We start from the raw sequence: 18,917 nt of genomic DNA on the forward strand, positions 1-18,917 counted from the left end.
GGATGCCACAGATGCACTACCCGAACCTCAAGACAGTCGTCGACACCGCGACCTTTCACGCCGAGCGGCATCCGGACCGTGTCGCCATCGAATGCGAGGGTCGCGAGGTCACCTTCGCGCAACTGCACCGGGGAAGCAACAGGTCGGCCCGCGCGATTCTCGCGGCCGGCGTGACACCCGGATCACGGGTCGGCTACCTGGGCAAGGAGTCGGAGTACTACTACGAGATCGTCTTCGCCTGCGCGAAGAGCGGGGCCGTGCTCGTGCCGATCAACTGGCGGCTGACGCCGACGGAGATCGAGCACATCCTGCGCGACTCGGGCACGGAGCTTCTCTTCACCGAACGCGAGTTCCGCGCCACCGCGCTGGACCTCCAGCGGGAGCAGAATCAGCTACGGCTCGTGGTCGACATGGACGGCGAGGGCGAGTTGGGTGCGGGTTTCCGGGCCTGGACCGCGGAGCACTCCGCCGACGACCTGGACACCTCGGTCCAGCCCGAGGACCCGATCGTGCAGCTCTACACCAGCGGCACCACGGGCCTTCCGAAGGGCGTCGTGCTGCCGCACCGCAGCTTCTTCCGGATCAACGACCTGTTGGTCGAGAACGACCTGGACTGGCTGGACTGGCGGTCGGACGACAAGAGCCTGATCGGCATCCCGGGTTTCCACGTCGCCGGCCTCTGGTGGGCGTTGCAGGCGCTCAACGCGGGCGTCACCAGCGTGGCCATGCGTCGGTTCCTGAGCACGGAGGCGGCCACCCTGATCCGCGAGTCGGGAATCACCACGACCCTGGTGGTTCCGGCGATGTTGCAGATGATCCTGGCTGAGCCCCGGGTGGGGTCGGACGACTTCGCCAGCCTGCGCAAGGTCGCCTACGGGGGCTCGCCGATCTCCGAGAGCCTGCTGCGGCAGAGCCTGGATGCGATGGGCTGTGAGTTCGTCCAGCTCTACGGTCTTACCGAGACCGGGAACTGCGCGGTGTGTCTGCCGGCGGCCGAGCATGTTCCGGGCAGCCCACGTATGCGGGCCGCCGGCCGACCGATGCCCGGCGTCGACCTGAGGGTGGTCGACGCGGACGGTGTCGAGGTGCCGCAAGGCGAGGTGGGAGAGGTCTGGCTGCGCACCCCGGCGATCATGATCGAGTACTGGGGCCTCAAGGAGGCGACCGACGAGGTCTTCGTGGACGGCTGGTTCCGCACCGGTGACGCCGGATACCTCGACCAGGACGGCTATCTCTACATTTCCGACCGGATCAAGGACACGATCATTGTGGCCGGGGAGAACGTCTACCCCGCCGAGGTCGAGAATGCGTTGTGCAAGCATCCCGCGGTCGCGGAGGCGGCGGTGATCGGCGTCCCCGACGAGCGCTGGGGTGAGGCGGTCCGGGCCTTTGTGGTACTACGCCCAGGTCAGCAGGCGACGCCGCGTGAGTTGATGTTGTCGTTGAAGGGGCTGATCTCCGACTTCAAGATTCCTGCCCAGTACGATATCATCGACAAAGTCCCCCGTAACCCCAGTGGCAAGATTCTGCGTCGGATCCTCCGGGACCAGTTCTGGGCGCATGTGGACCGCAACGTCAACTGAATTGAGATTCCTATGAGCATCGCCCTCTCCACGGTGAAGGCCGGGCTGCGGGTCGCCTCGGTGGTCGCACCGGGTCTCGCCGGGAAGTGGACGTTCGCACTGTTCTGCAAGCTCCGCACCCCGTCGCGGGTGCGCCCCAACGAGGCCGAGATCCACGCCCAGGCCCAGGTGGAGAGCATCGAGTACAACGGTCGGCGGGTCGTCACCTACCAGTGGGGGGACGGCACCAAGCCCGTCCTGGTGGTCCACGGTTGGGAGTCCCGCGGCTCGCGGTACGCACCGCTGGTGGCGGAGCTGCTCGCCCGCGGATACAGCGCGGTCACCTTCGACGCACCCGGCAACGGCGACTCCGAGGGAAATCGCACCACGCTGCTGGAGTACGCGGACATCATCGAGAAACTGTACGAGCGGCACGGCCCCTTCCAGGCGGCCGTCGCCCACTCGTTCGGGTCGTTGGCGCTCTTCCACGCCATGCGCAAAGGGGTCAAGGTCGACCGCGTGGTGACGGTGAACGCCGTGTGCGACTTCGACTACCTGGTCCACCGGTTCAGCGAGGAACTCGGTTTGTCCGAGCGCCTGAGGAAGGATCTGAGCCGCCGGTTCGAGGGCCTGTTCCCGCAGGAGCAGGACATCTATCGCCGTTTCTCCGTCCCGTACCAGGCGGACCGGGTGACCGGTCCGGTGCTGGTGATCCACGACGAGGATGACCGTCGGATCGAGATGTCGCAGGCCAAGAAGATCGCTGCGGCGTTCCCCGGCCAGTCTCGGATGATCACCACTCAGGGCTTCGGACACAGCAAGATCCTCACCGACCCCAAGACGCTGACGGCCATCGCGGACTTCGTGTCGGAATCCACCGTCTGACCGCACCCGCCTGTCGTCCTCCCAGCTAGCGCGCGCCCCGGCGGGTCTGTACCCACCGGGGCGCGGTCGTCGTGACGATCGGGTACGGCTCCGGCCAACTACCTTGTCAGCGGCTCACGCAGTGCCGTGACGACCCGGTACTGCAACGGCAATTGGTCAGGGATGACGTTGTCGTCGGTGGTGACGGGTCCGGGCCTGGTGTCGCGGCGTCTGCGCCATCGGGGCCAGGCACGGATTTGCTCGAGTTCATGGGGGATGGGGGTTTCTCCGTATGCCGGAGGGTTTGGTCTGTCCGCGTTCTAGAGTTCCATGGCTCTGCGGTCACGTGCTCAGGGGATAGAGCATCGGTTTCCTAAGGCTGGCCTCCGCCGGTGTCCGCAGGTCGATGACCTGCGGATTTCCTATCGTCCCCGGTACGTGCCGGTCGCTTCGCGGGCTCGCTGCGATCGCTTGCCGAAGATCAGCCGACCAGCGCCTCGGTCGTCGGTGGCCAGAAACGGCTGAGGAGCAGCCTGGGAGCGAGGTCAGTCTGCTGTCGGGGCGGGAGCCTGCCACAGGGTACTGACCGGCATGGCGCGGAGCCTGTCGCCGAACGGCAGCGTGGCGGTGCCGGTATAGAGGACGATGCCGGCGACGAAGTCGTCGCCGAGGCGCTCGGCGAGCCGGCGTAGCCCGCGGAAGTCGTCGGGTCCGACGGTGCTGGCTGCCTTGACTTCGATCCCGACCACCTGACCAACTCGGTTCTCGAGCACCGCGTCGACTTCGTACCTGCTCTGGTCGCGGTAGTGGGACAGGTCGACGGGCTGCTCGGACCAGGTGAGCTGGCGGGACAGTTCGGACAGGACGAATGATTCGAGCAGCGGCCCGAACGGTGCGCCCGGCCGGAGCAGCGCGCGGGCGTCGGTCGCGATCTCGTTGGCGGCGATACCCGAGTCGACGAAGATCAGTTTCGACGCGGCGGTGGCCCGGGTGCCCAGGTTGCGGGACCAGCCCGGGATCCGCTTGATCAGGAAGATCTCTTCCAGCGCCTGGAGGTAGCGGGCGATCGTCGGTCGACTGAGCCCGAGGGCTGATTCGAGGGAGTTGGCGGCGATGATGGTCGCGGACCTGGCCGCAAGCAGGCGTACCAGTTTGCGTAGCTCGCCCTTGTGCTGGATGTCGGACAGTTGCCGGACGTCGCGGTCGATGAGCGCCTGGACGTACGCGTCGAGGAACCGTTGGCGGCGGCGCGGGTCGGTACGGGTGGTGGCCTCGGGTAGGCCGCCGCGCACTATCCTGGCCGCGTAGTCGGCGCGGGTCACCTCCGACTCGTGTCGCAGGTCCGGACCGAGCGTGAAGACGGCGTCGATGAATCCGTCCGGCTCAGCGTCGAGTTCTCCCTGGGAGAACGGCCAGAGTTCCACGGTCTCCATCCGGCCGGGCAACGCGTCCGGGGCGGCAACCATGCCGAACAACCGTGACGAGCCGGTGAGCAGGTACCGGCCCGGACGAGGGTCCTCGTCGACTGCTGCCTTGATGGCAAGCAGTAGTTCCGGAGCGCGCTGAATCTCGTCGATGACCAGGAGGTCGGAGGAGTCCACGAACCCGACCGGGTCGGCGATCGCCGCCGCCCGGTCCTGCGCCCGATCAAGATCGCGGCGCTCGGCCAGACGATCGCCGGCAACGAGGCGAACCAGGGTGCTCTTGCCTGCTTGGCGTGCTCCACTGATCAAGACGACGCGGGTGTCCGCCAGGGCAGCGTTGACCTGCGCGGCGGCGCGGCGGGGGATCAGATGCGGTGTGGGCACGGCATCATCATAACGGCCGCGTTTTCGATCTGCGAGGATCTGGGCTTTCGATCTGCGGCGTAAGGTGCGTTCGGTACGCGGTCATCTGGTGTTCGATCTGCGGGCCACGCGGTCGAGCCGGTTCGTGGAAGGGGTCCACGGCTACGTCGCGTTGTTGTGTGTCGCGGCGAGTTCGGGGAAGGCGTGCCCTCCGGTGGCGACGTCGAAGGTGGTTGTACAGACGGGACGTCGTTGATCTTCGATGATGTACGCGACGTGTGCTCGCCAGCGGATGCCAACCCGGGTCATTCGGTGCCGACGCGGGTCACCGCAGCCGCTCGTGGTCGCAAACGGGGGTTCGTGTGCTCGGGCTGTGGTCCTGGGCTGGGCGAACGGGGGTCCGGGTGACGTGGGTGGAAGTGGGCCACTCCCTGCCACCCCAGGTGAACCCGCCGGTCGCTAGACTAGGCGCTCGCGCCCTCGTAGCTCAGGGGATAGAGCATCGGTTTCCTAAGACTGGCCTCCGCCGGTGTCCACAGGCCGATGACCTGCGGATTTCCTATCGTCCCCGGTACGTGCCGGTCGCTTCGCGGGCTCGCTGCGATCGCTTGCCGAAGATCAGCTGGAACGTTGTGGGCCCTGTGGGTGCCGGCATGACGTAGCCGTGAGTCGGGGCCGAGTCATCGTTCCTCGTCGTCGAGCAGTTCGCGGCGCCACTCCGCGAATCGGCTTCGGAGATCGTCCAGCGCTGGGCCGGTGACGCCGTACTGGGCGAAGTCGTCGGGGTCGAGGTGGGTGGCCTGTCCGAGGGCGTCGGCGAAGATGCGCGGGTCGAAGCCACGGTCGGCACGCTGCGCGAGGGCGAAAAGGGCGTTGCGGGTGTAGCGGCCGGAGCGGAGGGTGGCATCGATGTCGATGAAGTCCCGGGCGAACGCCCGCCCGTAGAGGGCGCTCATCTTGTTCGCGACCGCATCGTCGGGGTGGAGTACCGGGCCGATCGCCATGAGGATCGGTTCGTTGGCCCGCCAGTCCACGCCGAGTTCGACCTTGGAGGTCCGCACACCGTCGGTGACGGCCAGTCGGGCGAAGGTGTCGTACTGGCGCTCGGTCTCGACGGTGAGGCCGTCGTCTCGGTAGGCGTGCACGACGGCGGTGACCGCGGAGGTGAACTCGTTGCGGCGGTCCCAGGCGGTGAACAGGTCGACGTCCTCGCTGGGCCGCTCGACAAGCCCGGCGGCCTGGACCGCGTATCCGCCGGCCAGCGCGAAGCCGTATCGATCGGCCGCCGCGAGCCCGGTGCGGGCGAGGCGTTCGTGGAAGGGGTCCACTGCTACGCCGCGGTGCTGCGGGCCGCGGCGAGTTCGGGGAAGGCTTCCTCCCAGCGCTGCCGGAGCTGGGGCGGCAGCCAGAGGCTGGGCCAGAGCCGCCGGAGGAGGTCGGCGTCGAGCCAGGTGTTCAGGTCCTCGACGGTGCTGGCTTCGGTGAGTACCACCTTGTACATGCTGGCCAGGCGTGCGGGCCGGTCAAGGTCGTACTCGGCGTGCCCGGACCAGTCGAGGTGACGCGGAAGCGTCACCATGCCGCCAATCGGGCCGTGCAGCGCGGCCAGGGTTTCAGCCACCACGTAGGGCTTCCGGTCACCGTAGGGTCGGTAGTCCGCCGGCGGCTGGGGTGCCGTCCTGCGTCGGCTGATGTTGGTCGCCCGTCGGACTTCTGGTCGGAGCGCCTGACGGATGGTCTCTCGGCTGTATCCGGTGACCCGCTGCAGATCCACCGGCCGCCAGCCAGCCGCGTGGAACGCCCGCAGCTGCTCGTCCCGCTCGGTCAACGCCTGCGACCGCGTCGCCTCGTACCTGGAGACAACCGCCTGCAGCTCATCCTCCGAGAACCGGCCCATGGCCATCAGCCTACTACGCTAGGCCCAGCAAGCTTGGCCTTTCATTCGCACCCTGTAACCGGCGGGCCCAGGCGTGGTGATCGCGTCGGGATGCACTCACGTTCTGGTGAAGCCGAGGGCCCGGTATCCGGGCATGCGGCGTGGGAGTGAGGCGGCGAGGATGGGTGTGGCCGGGTCGTGGTAGTCGTGGGCTTCGGCGAGGTCCTTGCCGGGTGCGGCGCGGATGACTCGGCCGGCGTATTGGACGAGTAGGCCGTCGTAGGAGATCGGGCCGGCGAGGAACAGGGTGTCGAGGGCGGGGGCGTCGAAGCCTTCACCGATGAACGGTGTGGTGCCGATGACGAGCAGGCCGTCGCCGGCCTTGGCGCCGTCGAGCCGGTCAACGACGGCCCGCCGTTCGCGGGTGCTCATCCCGCCTTGGAGCACGAGTGCCTGATGTCCGCGTGCGGCGAGCAGAGCGGTGAGTGCCTCGACCTGGGCGACGCGTCGGGTCAGCACGAGACAGTTACGGCCGCGGGTCAGGGCTGCGGCGACGTCATCGGCGATCTGGGTGTTACGGGGCTCGTCGAGGGCGAGTCTTCGGTGGACCTCGGCGAGCGCGCCGGGCGTGTCCAGGTTGATGTCGCCGGGTTGGAATGTGGTCTCGTGGATGAACAGCGCTCGCCGGGGTCCGGCGTCGGTGTGCATCGCGGCTGCGAGGGTGCCTGGTTCCTCGTCGGTCAGGGTGTGGCGGACGGGTCCGAGTTGCCAGGTGACGAGCTGGCCGAGGCCGTCGCGTCGGGTGGGTGTGGCGGTGAGGCCGAGCCAGAACTGCGCGGCGATCCGTTTGACCGAGTGCTCGTAGGCGGCGGCGCCGAGGTGGTGGCATTCGTCGACGATGACGTGCCCGTATCCCTGGGTCAGGGTGGCGACGTCGTCGCGCCGGGCGAGGGAGGGCAGCAGCGCGATGTCCACCGTGCCGGTGAGCTTGCGTCGGCCGCCGCCGAGTTGACCGGTGCTTGATGCCGAGGAACTGTTCGATGCGGATGCGCCGTCTCAAGGTCGATGGCCGCTGCCGAATGGTGTCGGTGCTCGGTCGGTTGAGGGCTGCGGTCGGGGGGATCCGGATGGCAGGGCGGGGGCGGCTTTCGGTCCAGGCAGGGCGATCGTGTGTCTGACCAGCCTGGTGCCGGGTACGCCGATCACGTTGATCTCTCGGCGGTTGTCCGCGACGCCGAGGCGCTCAACCAAGTCGACCATGCGGCGTCTGTGTGTGGTCGGTGATCCAGGGCTGGTGAGCCGACTGGCAAACTAGGGCCATGGCACGAACGTCCATACCGGACTACTCGCAACTGCTCTGGCCCACCGCCGAGGCTGTCCGAACCCTTGGAGGCTCGGGTTCGATTGACGAGATCGTGGAGGCTGTCCTACAGCAACAACACTTCACCGACGAGCAGCAGCAAATCCTGCACGGTGATGGCCCTCAGACCGAGATTGAATACCGGCTTGCCTGGGCTCGCACCTATCTGAAGTTCATGGGCCTCCTGATTAACAGCCGTCGCGGAGTATGGACCCTTACGGAACAGGGTCGAGCCGTGGACAAGGACGCCATCCCTCGCCTACATGGTGAGGTCGTCGCGCGGCTACGTGAAGAGCAGCGGGCCCGGCGACTGGCGCAGCAGGCTAAGAACGTCGCCAGCGGCGACGGCCAACAAATCGACGAAGAGCAGGATTGGCGGGATCTGCTGCTTGATGTACTGATGTCAATTGCGCCCGACGCGTTCGAGCGACTGTCGCAGCGGCTGCTACGCGAAGCTGGCTTCATTAGCGCCACAGTGACTGGCCGGACTGGGGACGGCGGCATTGACGGTCTCGGCATCTACCGCATGTCCCTGGTGTCGTTCCCGGTCTTCTTCCAGTGCAAGCGCTATCGGGGCAGCGTCGGAGCCAGCGCGGTCCGAGACTTCCGCGGCGCGATGGCTGGTCGCGGCGATAAGGGGCTGCTGATCACCACGGGCACGTTTACAGCTGAGGCGAAGGCAGAAGCAACCCGCGACGGAGCCCCACCGGTAGACCTAATAGACGGCCGGCGGTTGTGCGACCTACTGAAGGAATATGACCTCGGCGTCCGTACTGAGACACGCACCGTCGAGGACGTGACTGTCGAGACAGAGTTCTTCGCCGACCTATGAAACGGCCGTCCGCCTTCGTCCGATGCTCCCAGCGGCGGGATGGACAGCGGCATCACGCGCGTTGCATTCTTGTCAACAAGACACAACTGTCGGTTTTGACCGGGCTGCTCAAGGTTCTGCACTCCGCACTAGATATGCAAGCAAACCCCCGTTCGGCATGGCCCTTGAGCACCCAACCGTCGAGGTAGCGACACGGCCGTTAACTTAGCGCTCCCCCAGTCTCTTTACCGGGGGCCTTCAGTCCGTCAACCGAGTCCATGGGTGGGCGGCTGGAGGCAGTCCTAGAGCGGTCTGAAGGCGGGTGTGCTCATGCCTGAGCGCAGCACCGAGTACATCGTTGAGTGGGGATTGCTCGAGCTTCCTGAGAATTGCGCACAACTTGGTCAGGAGAAGATCCCCCGGGGCAGGCAGTTCCAGTTGGTGGGCGACAGTGTGTACGGCGTCGTTGGTGCGCCGTGCTGCGCGTCGTAGATCCCGGAGGTGGCTGGGCCGGTGTGTTCGGCGTTGGCGGATGAACCGTCCCGTAGCCGTGATGGTGTCGCGAAGTACAAGATCCCAGGCTTGGCTGGCCGCGTCCTGTGGAGGCGCTCCGTACTGGACGAGCGCGTCTGCGAGCAGCGGGGCGAACGTCGTCGGGTACAGGAATATCGGTTCGCCATTGGGTCCCGGACCGTAGAGGTTTGCCGCCAGACGTGCCGTTGCACCCGAGATCGCGAAGGTAGGAATATCGTCGCCCAAGACGACAGCCCATCGCTCGACGGCCGGTTCCAAGGCGGCAGCTTCGACCAGAGCGAGTCCGATCGGCCCGAGCCCGTTGGCTCCCGGGCGGAGGTCTAGGGTGACGTTGATTCTGGCTGGGCCGCGGTCGACCGCGGCCATGACGAGTCCAGCGGCATTGAACAGCTTCGCCAAATCGATGTCTCTGCCGATCGCCGAACGGGGCGGTTCGGTCCGGTCGACCACACGGCCGAGTTCCGGCAGACAGCTACGGCCCAGCGCCACACCGGCCTGGTAGCCCCGGGCCGTGGCCCAGGCCCGTGTGGCGGTTCTGTGCACGTCCTCAAGGTCAACGACTTGGTTCCCGAAAACGGCGGTCTCCGCCTCAGGGTCCCAGTACAGGTCCTCGTGAGCTCGGGCGTTGCGCCACAACGGCACGATCACCTCGGCGATCATTAGGCACAGGGGTGTTTCCTCCTGACGAGCGAGCAGCCGGCTTCGGATCTCGTTCAGGCCTGCGGAGGCGGGCGTCGACTCACCCAAGAGCCGCAGGACGCCCACCGCCGCCACCCGCAATGGGCCTTCGCTTACAGCACGGTATAGCTCGGCGACAGTCCGCGTGTAGGTGTCGGCGTCCGGCGCGGTCATGATGGCGCGCTGGGTATCCATGATGCCCAGATGGGTCGAATAGACGACCCTGTCACGGTCGATCGCCTCCACGATCGCGGCTGCGGTGGTCGCGACATCTTCCGCCGCACAACGATGGACCAGATCGCATGCGTATCGGGCGGCACGGTGAGCCACGAGGGGGCGGGCGTCCGTGGCGAGGGCGAGAGGATGTAGCCCTCCGTCCAGTTCATCAATGACCCGACGGTCCCGGCAAGCGAACCCGAGCAGCCGCATCGTGATCTGGCGGAGCTGGTCGTGGTGGCCGTGGAACGCGGCCCTCAGCGCCGTGCTGGCCCTGATCCTCGTGGCAACGATCTCGCGGGCCGGCACCCCGTACACCCTGGCGACTCGGTCCTCGTCGCCGGGATCAGCCTCCAACGCCGCCACGAGACTGGCCTCCGCGTCAGCGAGTGCCGGTCCGCCGTCACGATCGCCGGCTCCGTGTCCAGCAGCCATGCTGTCCAGCAGATAGACCGTCCCGTTACAGGCGGCGTCGACGGAGAGTGCGATCGCCGTGTGTGATTCCGCGTCAGGTGGTTCGAACCATAGGACGTCGGAGGCGTGCCGGCGGAGCACGTCAATGCTGTCGATAAGTCTGGCGGTGGCAGGTGCAAGCCTGCGACCCACGGCGCGGGTATCCCCGCCCACGGCGGTGCGGACGTCAACGGTCGCACGAACGGCGCGTCGGACGTGGGCGAGTAGCTCGGAGTCCTCGAGTACTGTCTGCCATTGGGCAGCCGTCACCGAAATGCGGTCCGTCGCCCATCCGCAAGGTGCAAGGGCACGCCAGGATGCCGGATCGATCGACCGTAGGGCCGCGGTAGCAGCACGAGCGGTCCGTTCGTCAGGGGCTGCCGCTGCAGCGCGAACCATCGAATCACCTGCCGATGACGGGGACGGGTTTCGGGAGGCTACGGCCTGCAAGATGCCGTCCGCAATCGCAATGCCTGTGTGGACACGCCCTTGGCGGCGCTGGTGCCAGTTCAGCGGGTGATCGCTCGCCAGGCCGAGTCCAGCCCTCGCAGTGGCGCTGGCTGCAGCCCTGATCCTGGATTCTGCACCGCTGGCAACGAGGTCGACGCCCGCTGCGTCATGGTGTGCGACTTGTTGTCCATTTTGGACGTGTTGCGTAGTTGACAGGCGGCCATTCAGAACACCCACTGAGCTTGACAGCAAGGCGCTGATGTTTGCCGCATCGGCAGGGGCGACAAGACGAGGGCTTCCAACCGCTGCGACTGAGCCCGATGGCGTCCAGAACTGCCTTTGCCGTCTTTGCGTGACACGCCGAGGGTGCCAAACCGTGACTCAACCATGCTCACGACTTCGGAATGGCCGTGAGGGACAGCTTGACCAGCTGATTTGCATCCTCGGGTTTCCCGATCCTCTGGCTACGCGCGCACGGCGAGTCGCGGCATAGATCCTTGACTCAGCCGCGTGTCGTAGCCCGTCCATATACTGACGGTGCTGTCGAAGATCGGGGTGGTCGACGTTCCGGCGATCGCGCGAACCCCAGCGGCGGGCAGCGGTTGGGCGACTTCGCGGGCAAGCCCGACAAGCCGGCGTGTAGGGAGTGCCAGGATGAGACGCGAAGAGATAATCCCGAGCGCGGCGAGGTTGACCAACTCGCTTCGGGACCTCGGGTACGAGTTCTCTAGTGCGGTCGCAGACCTCATTGACAACAGCGTCGCCGCCGGAGCCGGCAGGGTCAGCATCACGATCCATTTCGACGGCCCGGACTCTTGGATCCGGGTTGCCGACGACGGTGCCGGCATGACCGGTGCGAGCATCTCGGAGGCGATGCGGCTAGGAGCCGCGCGGGACTACGGCGAGGGTGACCTTGGCAAGTTTGGACTCGGCCTCAAGACTGCCAGCTTGTCCCAATGCCGGGTTATCAGCGTAGCCAGCCGTACTGCTCCGAACCGCCGGAGGATCGAGGCGCGGCGGCTCGATCTTGGCCACGTGACGGAGACGGACCGCTGGGAGATCCTGCACCTCACTGGGACCGAGCGCCCTGAGCCGCTGATCGCGCCGCTCAGGGAGGCGACGGGGACGGTAGTGATGTGGGAGAACCTCGACCGCATCCTGAATTTCCGCGACCCCTGGGGTGGGTGGGCGCAGCGGCACCTGATGGCGCTGGCCGAACAGCTCGAACTCCACCTCGGGATGGTTTTTGGACGCTTCCTGTCCGGACAGGCGCGGTGGCGCAGGCGGCTCCACATCACCATCAACGGCACGCCGGTCGAAGCGTGGGATCCGTTCGTGCGGGCTGAACCCAGGACCGAATCGCTCCCGGTAAAGGAGTTTCCGGTGGCCGGCGGACTGGTGAGGTTCAGTCCGTTTGTTGTCCCAGCGCAGCGTGAGTTCACTAGCGATGCTGCCTGGCGGCGGGCCAGCGGTCCGCGGAACTGGAACCGTCAGCAGGGCTTCTACGTCTACCGGGCGGACCGTATGATCCAGTCCGGTGGCTGGTCGCGGATGCGCACACAGGATGAACACACCAAACTGGCCCGCGCATCCCTGGAGTTCTGGCCTGATCTGGACGAGGCTTTCGAGATCAACATCTCGAAGATGCGGGTACGGCTACCAGAGGATCTCAGGGAACAGCTGGACCGACCGGTCGCCGAGCTGGTTAAGAGAGCGCAGGAGCGTTACCGCGGGGGCGACAAGAGGTCCCCTCGCCCTCGGCCGCCCTCAGGGCCGCCACCCCCGCCACCGCCCTTTAGGAGTGGTGCCGTTCCGGCCTCGGTCGACGGAGAGCGGCGGGGCGCCGGAGCTGAGGAAGCCCGGTCCGCGACGCTCCCGGCAGGTGGCGGCGGCAACGGCAGTGGAGCCGTGAGCCCGCCTTCGGGCGGATCCGGCGGCCAAGGGCCGCTGGTGACGTTGGCGCGACCGACCGCCGTCGCCGCCTTGCAACGGGCGGCTGAGCGCGCCGGACACTCGGACGCACTGGAACTGATTCTCGACCAGCTACGACGAGATGACCCGGAGGTGGCTCGTGAACTCGGCCTCTGAACGGACGGGGCAACACTCGCCGGAAACCTACCTGCGGGCCATCCGCGCCGTCATGAGTACCGGTCTGACACTGGAGCAGGCATTGGCCGGCTTTGTGCCGGAGGAGCTGCGGGACGAGGTCAGCCGTCGTTGGAATGCCGATCGGGTGACGCTTGAACCGGTCGCGGTGCTGTCCAAGGACAGGCCGCGCGCATGGTTCGACAGCTACGACCCGGCTGCCGGCTACTACTGGCCGAGAATTCGCGAATGGCTGCTGGTCGAGAAGGGACGAACTGAGAGCGCCATCGACGCGATCGACACGGCCACCGACAAGATCCTGTCGATGCTCGAAGACCCCCGGCCCGGCGGGTCCGGCAGCTTCCAGATCCGGGGCCTGGTCGTCGGCTACGTACAGAGCGGAAAGACCGCCAACTTCACCGCGCTGATCGCCAAGGCGTACGACGCGGGCTACCGCATCGTCATCGTGCTCTCCGGAATCCACAACTCGCTACGTCGGCAGACGCAGTTGAGGCTGGAGGACGAACTGGGCCTTGCCCCCGACGAGACCGGCCGTCGGGGAGTCGGCGCCCCCGAACACGGGCGCCAGATTATCCGCATGACCGGTGCGGAAGTCTGGCAGGACTTCCACCCGGGCACGGCCGATGCCAGTCTCCTACAGGGCAACGTCCCGCTGATCTTCGTGATCAAGAAGAACGCGAGCGTGCTGCGTCGCCTGGTCGGCTGGCTTGAGGAGCGGCAACCGGTCAGCACACCGGTGCTCGTCATCGACGACGAGGCCGACCAGGCCAGCATCAACACCGGCGGGAACCGGCAACTCCTCGAGGAGGTTGTCGACCTGGTCGCTGAAGACGTCGATGCCGCCGCAGACGGTCTGGACCTGGTGTCGGCCCATACCCAGGCCGAAGAGATCAACCCCTCGGTCATCAACGGACTTGTCCGGCAGCTGCTGCACCGCCTCAGGCGGGTCAGCTATATCGGATACACGGCCACCCCGTTTGCCAACGTTCTGATCAATCACGAGGCGATGGACCGAGAGGTCGCCGAGGATCTGTATCCGCGGGACTTCATCGTCTCTCTCCCCCCGCCCCACGGCTACTACGGCCCAGAACGCCTCTTCGGACGTGAGGCGCTGGCCGGCGAGGGCGGCGAGAACGTCGAGGGGATCGACGTCATCCGTAAGGTACGTGACCATGAGGCCCGCCTGCTCACGCCGGCCCGGGGAGCACCTCCGGTGAACGCCCTACCGCAGAGTTTCGACGACGCGCTCGCAGACTTCATCCTCGCCATGGCGGCTCGCGACACTCGTGCCGGCGGCTCACCGGCCTCCGCGATGCTTATCCACGGCTCCCAGTACACCTACCAGCAGGACGCCATCGCGGCACTGGTCCGCGAACGGCTGTCCGTGCTGCGGCAGCGTTGGCGCTACGACAACGAGCACGCCGCACCCGAGTTTCAGCGCCGTTGGGAGGAGCAGTTCGTCCCCGTCACCGGTGCCATCGCGCCGGACCGGTACCTCAAGTTCTCCGAGATTGAGCCGGCAATTGCCCGTCTTTTCCGTGGGGAGTTTCCCGTCCTAGTCCTGCACAACAGATCGACGGACGAACTGGATTACGAACGCAACCCGGATCTGCGTGCGGTGGTCGTCGGCGGCAACAAACTGTCGCGTGGCCTGACTATCGAAGGCCTCCTCGTTTCGTACTACGTCCGCAATGCCAATTACTTCGACACTCTGCTGCAGATGGGCAGGTGGTTCGGCTACCGCGAGGACTACGTCGACCTGACCCGACTGTGGACCACGGCCGATCTCAACCAGCGCTTCCGAGACCTGGCCACCGCAGAGGAAGACCTCAGACGCGAGATCCGGCTGTACGAGATTCTCGGAAAGACCCCTCGCGACTTCGGTCCCCGGATCCGGGCGCACGAGACGATGCGCATCACCGCGCCTAACAGGATGGGCAGCGCGCGGGAGATTAGTTACGACTTCTCGGGAACGTTGTTTCAGACGATCCTCTTCCGACTCGACGACCAGGACTGGTTGCGGCATAACGTCGATGCGACACGCCGGTTGCTGAGCAGGCTCGGACCGCCGAACGCAGTGGGCCCTGACGACCTGCCCGCGTGGAAGGACGTGGACTGGCGGGAGATCGAGGAGTTCCTCGGCGACGCGGGGTACCGGACAGCTCCCGGCTCCCAGCGCTCAAGCTTGGCCCTCCGCGAGTACATTGCGGTACAGGCCAAGCACCGCGAACTTTTCCGGTGGAGGGTGGCGGTCCGTGGCCGGCAGAACATTGACACCGACCTGGGCAGCGAGGACCTGCACATCCAGGGCTACGGACCGGTGGCCTGCATCAGCCGCGCCCGCGATGGACTCTCGGAGACCAGCATCGGCACGCTCGTTAACCCGGTCAGCCGCGGCAACCCTGGCGCCGGTGACGAGGACATCGGCCTCGGCGACGAGGACCGTAAATGGGCGGCGGCAGCCGCAGAGGGCAGCGATGTGAGCTATCCCGTCGCCCTGCGCCACCGGCGGCCGTCCACGGAGGGACTGCTCCTGCTCTACCCGATCAGCGCCTACAGCAAGCCAAAGGAATCGACGTCGTCCGTCGAGCGCAAGGGGCCGCCCAAGCGGCCCCTGTTCGACAACCCCGACGAGCATGGCGAGACAGTCATAGGAATGGCGATCAGCTTTCCGGCCTCGGAGAGCCCGGCCACCATCCGGTACGTCGTCGGGTCACCCGGTCCGGTCACCGGATGACCGGCAATGCCGAGCAACGCCCAAGGGACCCGGATGGTCTGGAAATCCTGTGGCGCTCACTGCCGACTCCGGCCGGGCTGCTCTTGGAGGCGCAGCGCGTCGCTGACTGGCCGGGCGGACCGTTGCTGGCCGCGGTCGATGCAGCAGGGCGCCGGCATCTGCTGATCGCGCTCCCTGCAGCCGACGCCTTCCGTGCACCCAGACCCAGTCGCGGTCTTCGTGCTGAGGTCCGCCGGCTGAAGGTCCACCGAGCTGACGAGAACACCTGGATAGACCTCAGTTGCCCCGAGCCCGCCCTGCAGAGGCTGTTCACATCCTTTGTGGAGGAGGTCGTCAGCACGCTCGTTGCCGGCGCGTCAGCCAACCCGGATCCGATTACAGAAGCAGCGGAGCGCTGGCACAAGTTCTGGTCCGTTTCCACTGACGGCCTCAGCGTCGATTTCCAGGTCGGACTGATCGGTGAACTCTGGTTGCTTACCCGGTGGTTGCCGTCGCTCACCCGAGCTGCGGTCCGATCGTGGCAAGGGCCGCTCGGCGGTAGGCACGACTTCGTCGGCTCCCGCCTGTCGGTCGAGGTGAAGACGAGCGGATCTCTGACCGGACCCACCATCCACCGGATCAGGTCGCTCGATCAGCTGGCTCCGCCCGTGTCCGGCGTCCTGTACCTGATGTCGCTCCGATTGGCAGGTGATCCCATGGGCGAGATCACCCTCGACGACCTGATCCGGCAGGCCCGGGCGATGGCCGAGCACGACGACCTCCTCGCCGATGAGCTCGACCAGCGCCTTGCCTCAGCCGGGTGGACACCGGCCGATCTCGGTAGCTATGACAGACCGTGGCGGCTGCTCCACCAGGCTCTCTACGAGGTCAGCGAGGGGTTTCCACGACTGACCTCCGCGTCTTTCCCCGAAGGCCTACCCGCCGGAATCACCGACGTTGGGTTCACGCTCGACACCACCGCTTGTGAAAGCTGGCTTGTGGCGGATGATCCAGGGTCGGCCTCCCATCTGTCAGCCCTCGCTCTCGCTCAGTGACCTGCCGGCCGTCGATGTAGGTGCTTCGGTCGGCAGGTCGCGGTGCCATTACCGCTCCGTCCCGGGCAGGAACCCGAACACGTCCGACACCGCCATCCGCAGCCAGATATGGCATGCGAGGAACCATTTGACATATTCCTGCCAGTTCGCGGTCAATCCGATCTGGCCAGCTCGGTAGTCCGCAATCAAGATCCTGCACCGTCGCTGGCCTGCCCAGCCGCACCGGGTGTCCGGCGGGTCGCCAGGCGGCCGGGTCGGGGTTGCAGGTTCAGGGGCCCGAACTCGTCGAAGCGGATTACCCAACCATCGGTAGGCGGGTGGTCAAGAGGCCGAGGATGCGGCACATCTCTATGGTGAGGTTCGGACCGGTGCCGGCCCCACATCCTGGTGTTCTGCCCATGCAAGCGGGCGGTGGTCGCGACCCTACGCGGGGCTCGGCTCGGCGCTGGCTTTGGGCACCCCGACGACGGTAGCGTGCGTGACCGTGACCGCCGCTGAACCTGCCCGCACCCGTAAGCCCAGGAAGCGCGAAGGGTACGGCGTGAAGTTGGTCAGGGGCCCGTTCGTGCGGCTCTCCCCCCATCCGGACAGCTGCGAGGACGCTGCCGATCTCCCCGCCTATGCCGCTGGTGTCCGTCGTACAGGGAGACCTCTGGCCGCTGACCTCTTCAGCGGTGCTGGCGGGTTGAGCCTCGGTCTGCAGAAGGCAGGCTACGAGGTCGTGCTCAGTGTTGATCACGATGCGGAGGCGGTCGAGACGCACCGGCATCACCATGGGGGCCTCAGCGTCAACTGGGACCTGGGCGATCCCGCGGTGATCCGCACGGTTGCTGATCTCGTGCGGGACTGCCGGATCGAGCTGCTCGCCGGTGGTCCTCCTTGCCAGCCGTTCTCGAAAGCCGGTCGGTCGATGATCCGTCACCGGGTCCGCTATGCGGAGCGCGACCCGTACGACGAGCGTCGGGACCTGTGGCGCTCGTTCATCGAGGTGATCCGGCTCGCCAGGCCGCCGGCGGTGCTGATGGAGAACGTTCCGGACATGGCCTTGGACAAGGAAATGTTCATCTTCCGGACGATGGTCCATGAGCTGGAGTCGATGGGCTACGCCGTTCAGGCTCAGGTGGTCGACACGTGGCGGTACGGGGTCCCGCAGTTCCGGCAGCGCCTGATCGTCGTCGCTCTTGCCGACGGCGCGCTGTTCGAGTGGCCGCCGCATGCGCTCGAGCGGGTGACCGTATGGAACGCAATCGGGGATCTTCCGCCGGTGGAGGGTGGCTGGCGCCCTGAGGGCGGCGCCGAGGGGTGGACCGATTACGCGGAGCCGGTGACGGAGTATCAGCGCAGCATGCGGGCCGACGTGACGGACGCTGACAGGCGCAAGGTGTTCGATCACGTCACCCGACCTGTCCGTGAGGACGACGCCCGTGCGTTCGAGTTGATGGACGCCACCACCCGTTACTCGGACCTGCCCGAGGAGATGAGGCGGTACCGCGACGACATCTTCGACGACAAGTACAAGCGCCTCGACGAGGACGGCCTCTCCCGGACGATCACTGCGCACATCGCGAAGGACGGCTACTGGTACATCCATCCGCGGCAGGGTCGGACCCTGACCGTGCGGGAGGCGGCCAGGTTGCAGACCTTCCCCGACTGGTTCAGGTTCGCCGGACCCCCCTCGGCGGCCTTCCGCCAGATCGGCAACGCGGTGCCACCGTTGTTCGCCGAGCACCTGGCGGGCGCGGTGCGCCGGAGCGTCGTCGCCGCGCGGCCGGCGGAGATCTCCACGCGGGAGGTCGCGGCGTTGCTCGCCGGATGGTTCGACAGCGCTGAGGTCCGTGGCCTCCCCTGGCTGCGGGCGACCACGAGGTGGCAGGTTATCCAGGCGGAGATGCTGCTGGACCGCGCCTCCGTGGACGTCGTACGTCCGCTCTGGCCGCTGATCGCGAGGTGGACGTCCCCGCAGGCGACGGTGCTCGCGGAGTCGGAGCTGGGCGAGATCGGGCGTTGGACGGGCAAGGAGGTCCGTGCGGGGCGGATCGTCGAGCTGGCCGGGCGGCTGGCCGACAACCCGGCGGTCCTCGATGACGACGCCGCGGTACGCAACATCCCCGGGGTGCACGAGGCGTTGGCGGACCTGGCGATCCTGGTCGTGCCCAGTGCGGGCGAGGACGATTCGGAGGAACCGGTGCTTTCCACCAAGGGTGTGCTGCGGGTGGCTGCCCGTTACCTCGGTGAGCCGGTCGACCGGAGGAATCGGCTCACGGACGGCCGGCTGGCGGTGGCCCGCATGATCGGTGACGACAGCGAGGCCCGCAGGGCGCATCTGGGTCTCATCGAGCTGGCCAACACACTGTGCCGGCCGGTTGAGCCGACATGTGACGCGTGCCCGTTGCAGAAGGTGTGCCGCAGCAGCCAGGCCGGAAGCCTCCGGCTCTTCTGACCGGTAGTC

At 66.8% G+C, this 18,917-nt stretch carries 12 protein-coding genes; 7 read left to right on the forward strand and 5 right to left on the reverse strand.

Annotated elements, in window-relative coordinates; translation table 11 throughout:
• Nucleotides 1–2 precede the first annotated feature (2 nt).
• On the forward strand, nucleotides 3–1,583 hold the full coding sequence (locus JQN84_RS14795; protein WP_239485299.1) for a fatty acid--CoA ligase: 1,581 nt from the start codon (nucleotides 3–5) through the stop codon (nucleotides 1,581–1,583).
• Between the two features lie 12 nt (nucleotides 1,584–1,595).
• Nucleotides 1,596–2,447, forward strand: coding sequence for an alpha/beta fold hydrolase (locus JQN84_RS14800; protein ID WP_204958894.1), 852 nt, complete (start codon nucleotides 1,596–1,598; stop codon nucleotides 2,445–2,447).
• Nucleotides 2,448–2,971: 524 nt separating this feature from the next.
• Here JQN84_RS14800 and JQN84_RS14805 read toward each other — a convergent pair.
• The 4 genes from JQN84_RS14805 to JQN84_RS14820 form a co-directional block, all read right to left on the reverse strand.
• Complete coding sequence (locus JQN84_RS14805; protein ID WP_204958895.1) at nucleotides 2,972–4,234, reverse strand: ATP-binding protein; 1,263 nt, start codon at nucleotides 4,232–4,234, stop codon at nucleotides 2,972–2,974.
• Between the two features lie 659 nt (nucleotides 4,235–4,893).
• Nucleotides 4,894–5,541, reverse strand: a complete 648-nt coding sequence (locus tag JQN84_RS14810) for a nucleotidyl transferase AbiEii/AbiGii toxin family protein (RefSeq protein WP_204958896.1) — start codon at nucleotides 5,539–5,541, stop codon at nucleotides 4,894–4,896.
• Nucleotides 5,542–5,543: 2 nt separating this feature from the next.
• Nucleotides 5,544–6,110 carry a hypothetical protein gene (locus tag JQN84_RS14815; protein WP_204958897.1) on the reverse strand — a complete coding sequence of 189 codons (567 nt, stop codon included), beginning with the start codon at nucleotides 6,108–6,110 and terminating at the stop codon, nucleotides 5,544–5,546.
• A 96-nt stretch (nucleotides 6,111–6,206) separates the two neighbouring features.
• Nucleotides 6,207–7,064, reverse strand: a complete 858-nt coding sequence (locus tag JQN84_RS14820; RefSeq protein ID WP_307821223.1) for a DEAD/DEAH box helicase — start codon at nucleotides 7,062–7,064, stop codon at nucleotides 6,207–6,209.
• A 344-nt stretch (nucleotides 7,065–7,408) separates the two neighbouring features.
• Between JQN84_RS14820 and JQN84_RS14825 the strand changes: the two genes are divergently transcribed.
• On the forward strand, nucleotides 7,409–8,281 hold the full coding sequence (locus tag JQN84_RS14825; RefSeq protein WP_204958898.1) for a restriction endonuclease: 873 nt from the start codon (nucleotides 7,409–7,411) through the stop codon (nucleotides 8,279–8,281).
• 237 nt (nucleotides 8,282–8,518) lie between these two features.
• On the opposite strand, the gene JQN84_RS14830 is transcribed toward JQN84_RS14825, so the two are convergent.
• Nucleotides 8,519–10,294, reverse strand: a complete 1,776-nt coding sequence (locus tag JQN84_RS14830) for a hypothetical protein (protein ID WP_204958899.1) — start codon at nucleotides 10,292–10,294, stop codon at nucleotides 8,519–8,521.
• A 951-nt stretch (nucleotides 10,295–11,245) separates the two neighbouring features.
• On the opposite strand from JQN84_RS14830, the gene JQN84_RS14835 reads away from it, so the two are divergent.
• The 4 genes from JQN84_RS14835 (at nucleotide 11,246) to dcm (ending at nucleotide 18,908) form a co-directional block, all read left to right on the forward strand.
• A complete protein-coding gene (locus JQN84_RS14835; protein ID WP_204958900.1) occupies nucleotides 11,246–12,679 on the forward strand; it encodes an ATP-binding protein in 1,434 nt (477 codons plus the stop codon).
• Nucleotides 12,663–15,434 (forward strand): Z1 domain-containing protein, encoded by a 2,772-nt coding sequence (locus JQN84_RS32285; protein ID WP_204958901.1) that lies wholly within the window; start codon nucleotides 12,663–12,665, stop codon nucleotides 15,432–15,434. Before JQN84_RS14835 ends, JQN84_RS32285 begins: the two co-directional genes overlap by 17 nt.
• On the forward strand, nucleotides 15,431–16,468 hold the full coding sequence (locus JQN84_RS14845) for a PD-(D/E)XK motif protein (RefSeq protein ID WP_204958902.1): 1,038 nt from the start codon (nucleotides 15,431–15,433) through the stop codon (nucleotides 16,466–16,468). The genes JQN84_RS32285 and JQN84_RS14845 overlap by 4 nt, the downstream gene beginning before the upstream one ends.
• A gap of 478 nt (nucleotides 16,469–16,946) precedes the next feature.
• Complete coding sequence (dcm, locus tag JQN84_RS14850) at nucleotides 16,947–18,908, forward strand: DNA (cytosine-5-)-methyltransferase (protein ID WP_307821225.1); 1,962 nt, start codon at nucleotides 16,947–16,949, stop codon at nucleotides 18,906–18,908.
• Nucleotides 18,909–18,917 lie beyond the last annotated feature (9 nt).

This window comes from Micromonospora humidisoli (genome assembly GCF_016900955.1).
Lineage (GTDB): Bacteria > Actinomycetota > Actinomycetes > Mycobacteriales > Micromonosporaceae > Micromonospora > Micromonospora wenchangensis.

Excerpts from the sequence above, each read along its gene's own strand:
- JQN84_RS14835 (WP_204958900.1), top strand. The coding sequence starts at position 11,246 with ATGAGACGCGAAGAGATAATCCCGAGCGCGGCGAGGTTGACCAACTCG.
- JQN84_RS14800 (WP_204958894.1), top strand. The coding sequence starts at position 1,596 with ATGAGCATCGCCCTCTCCACGGTGAAGGCCGGGCTGCGGGTCGCCTCG.
- JQN84_RS14825 (WP_204958898.1), top strand. The coding sequence starts at position 7,409 with ATGGCACGAACGTCCATACCGGACTACTCGCAACTGCTCTGGCCCACC.
- JQN84_RS14795 (WP_239485299.1), top strand. The coding sequence starts at position 3 with ATGCCACAGATGCACTACCCGAACCTCAAGACAGTCGTCGACACCGCG.
- JQN84_RS14815 (WP_204958897.1), bottom strand. The coding sequence starts at position 6,110 with ATGGGCCGGTTCTCGGAGGATGAGCTGCAGGCGGTTGTCTCCAGGTAC.
- JQN84_RS14845 (WP_204958902.1), top strand. The coding sequence starts at position 15,431 with ATGACCGGCAATGCCGAGCAACGCCCAAGGGACCCGGATGGTCTGGAA.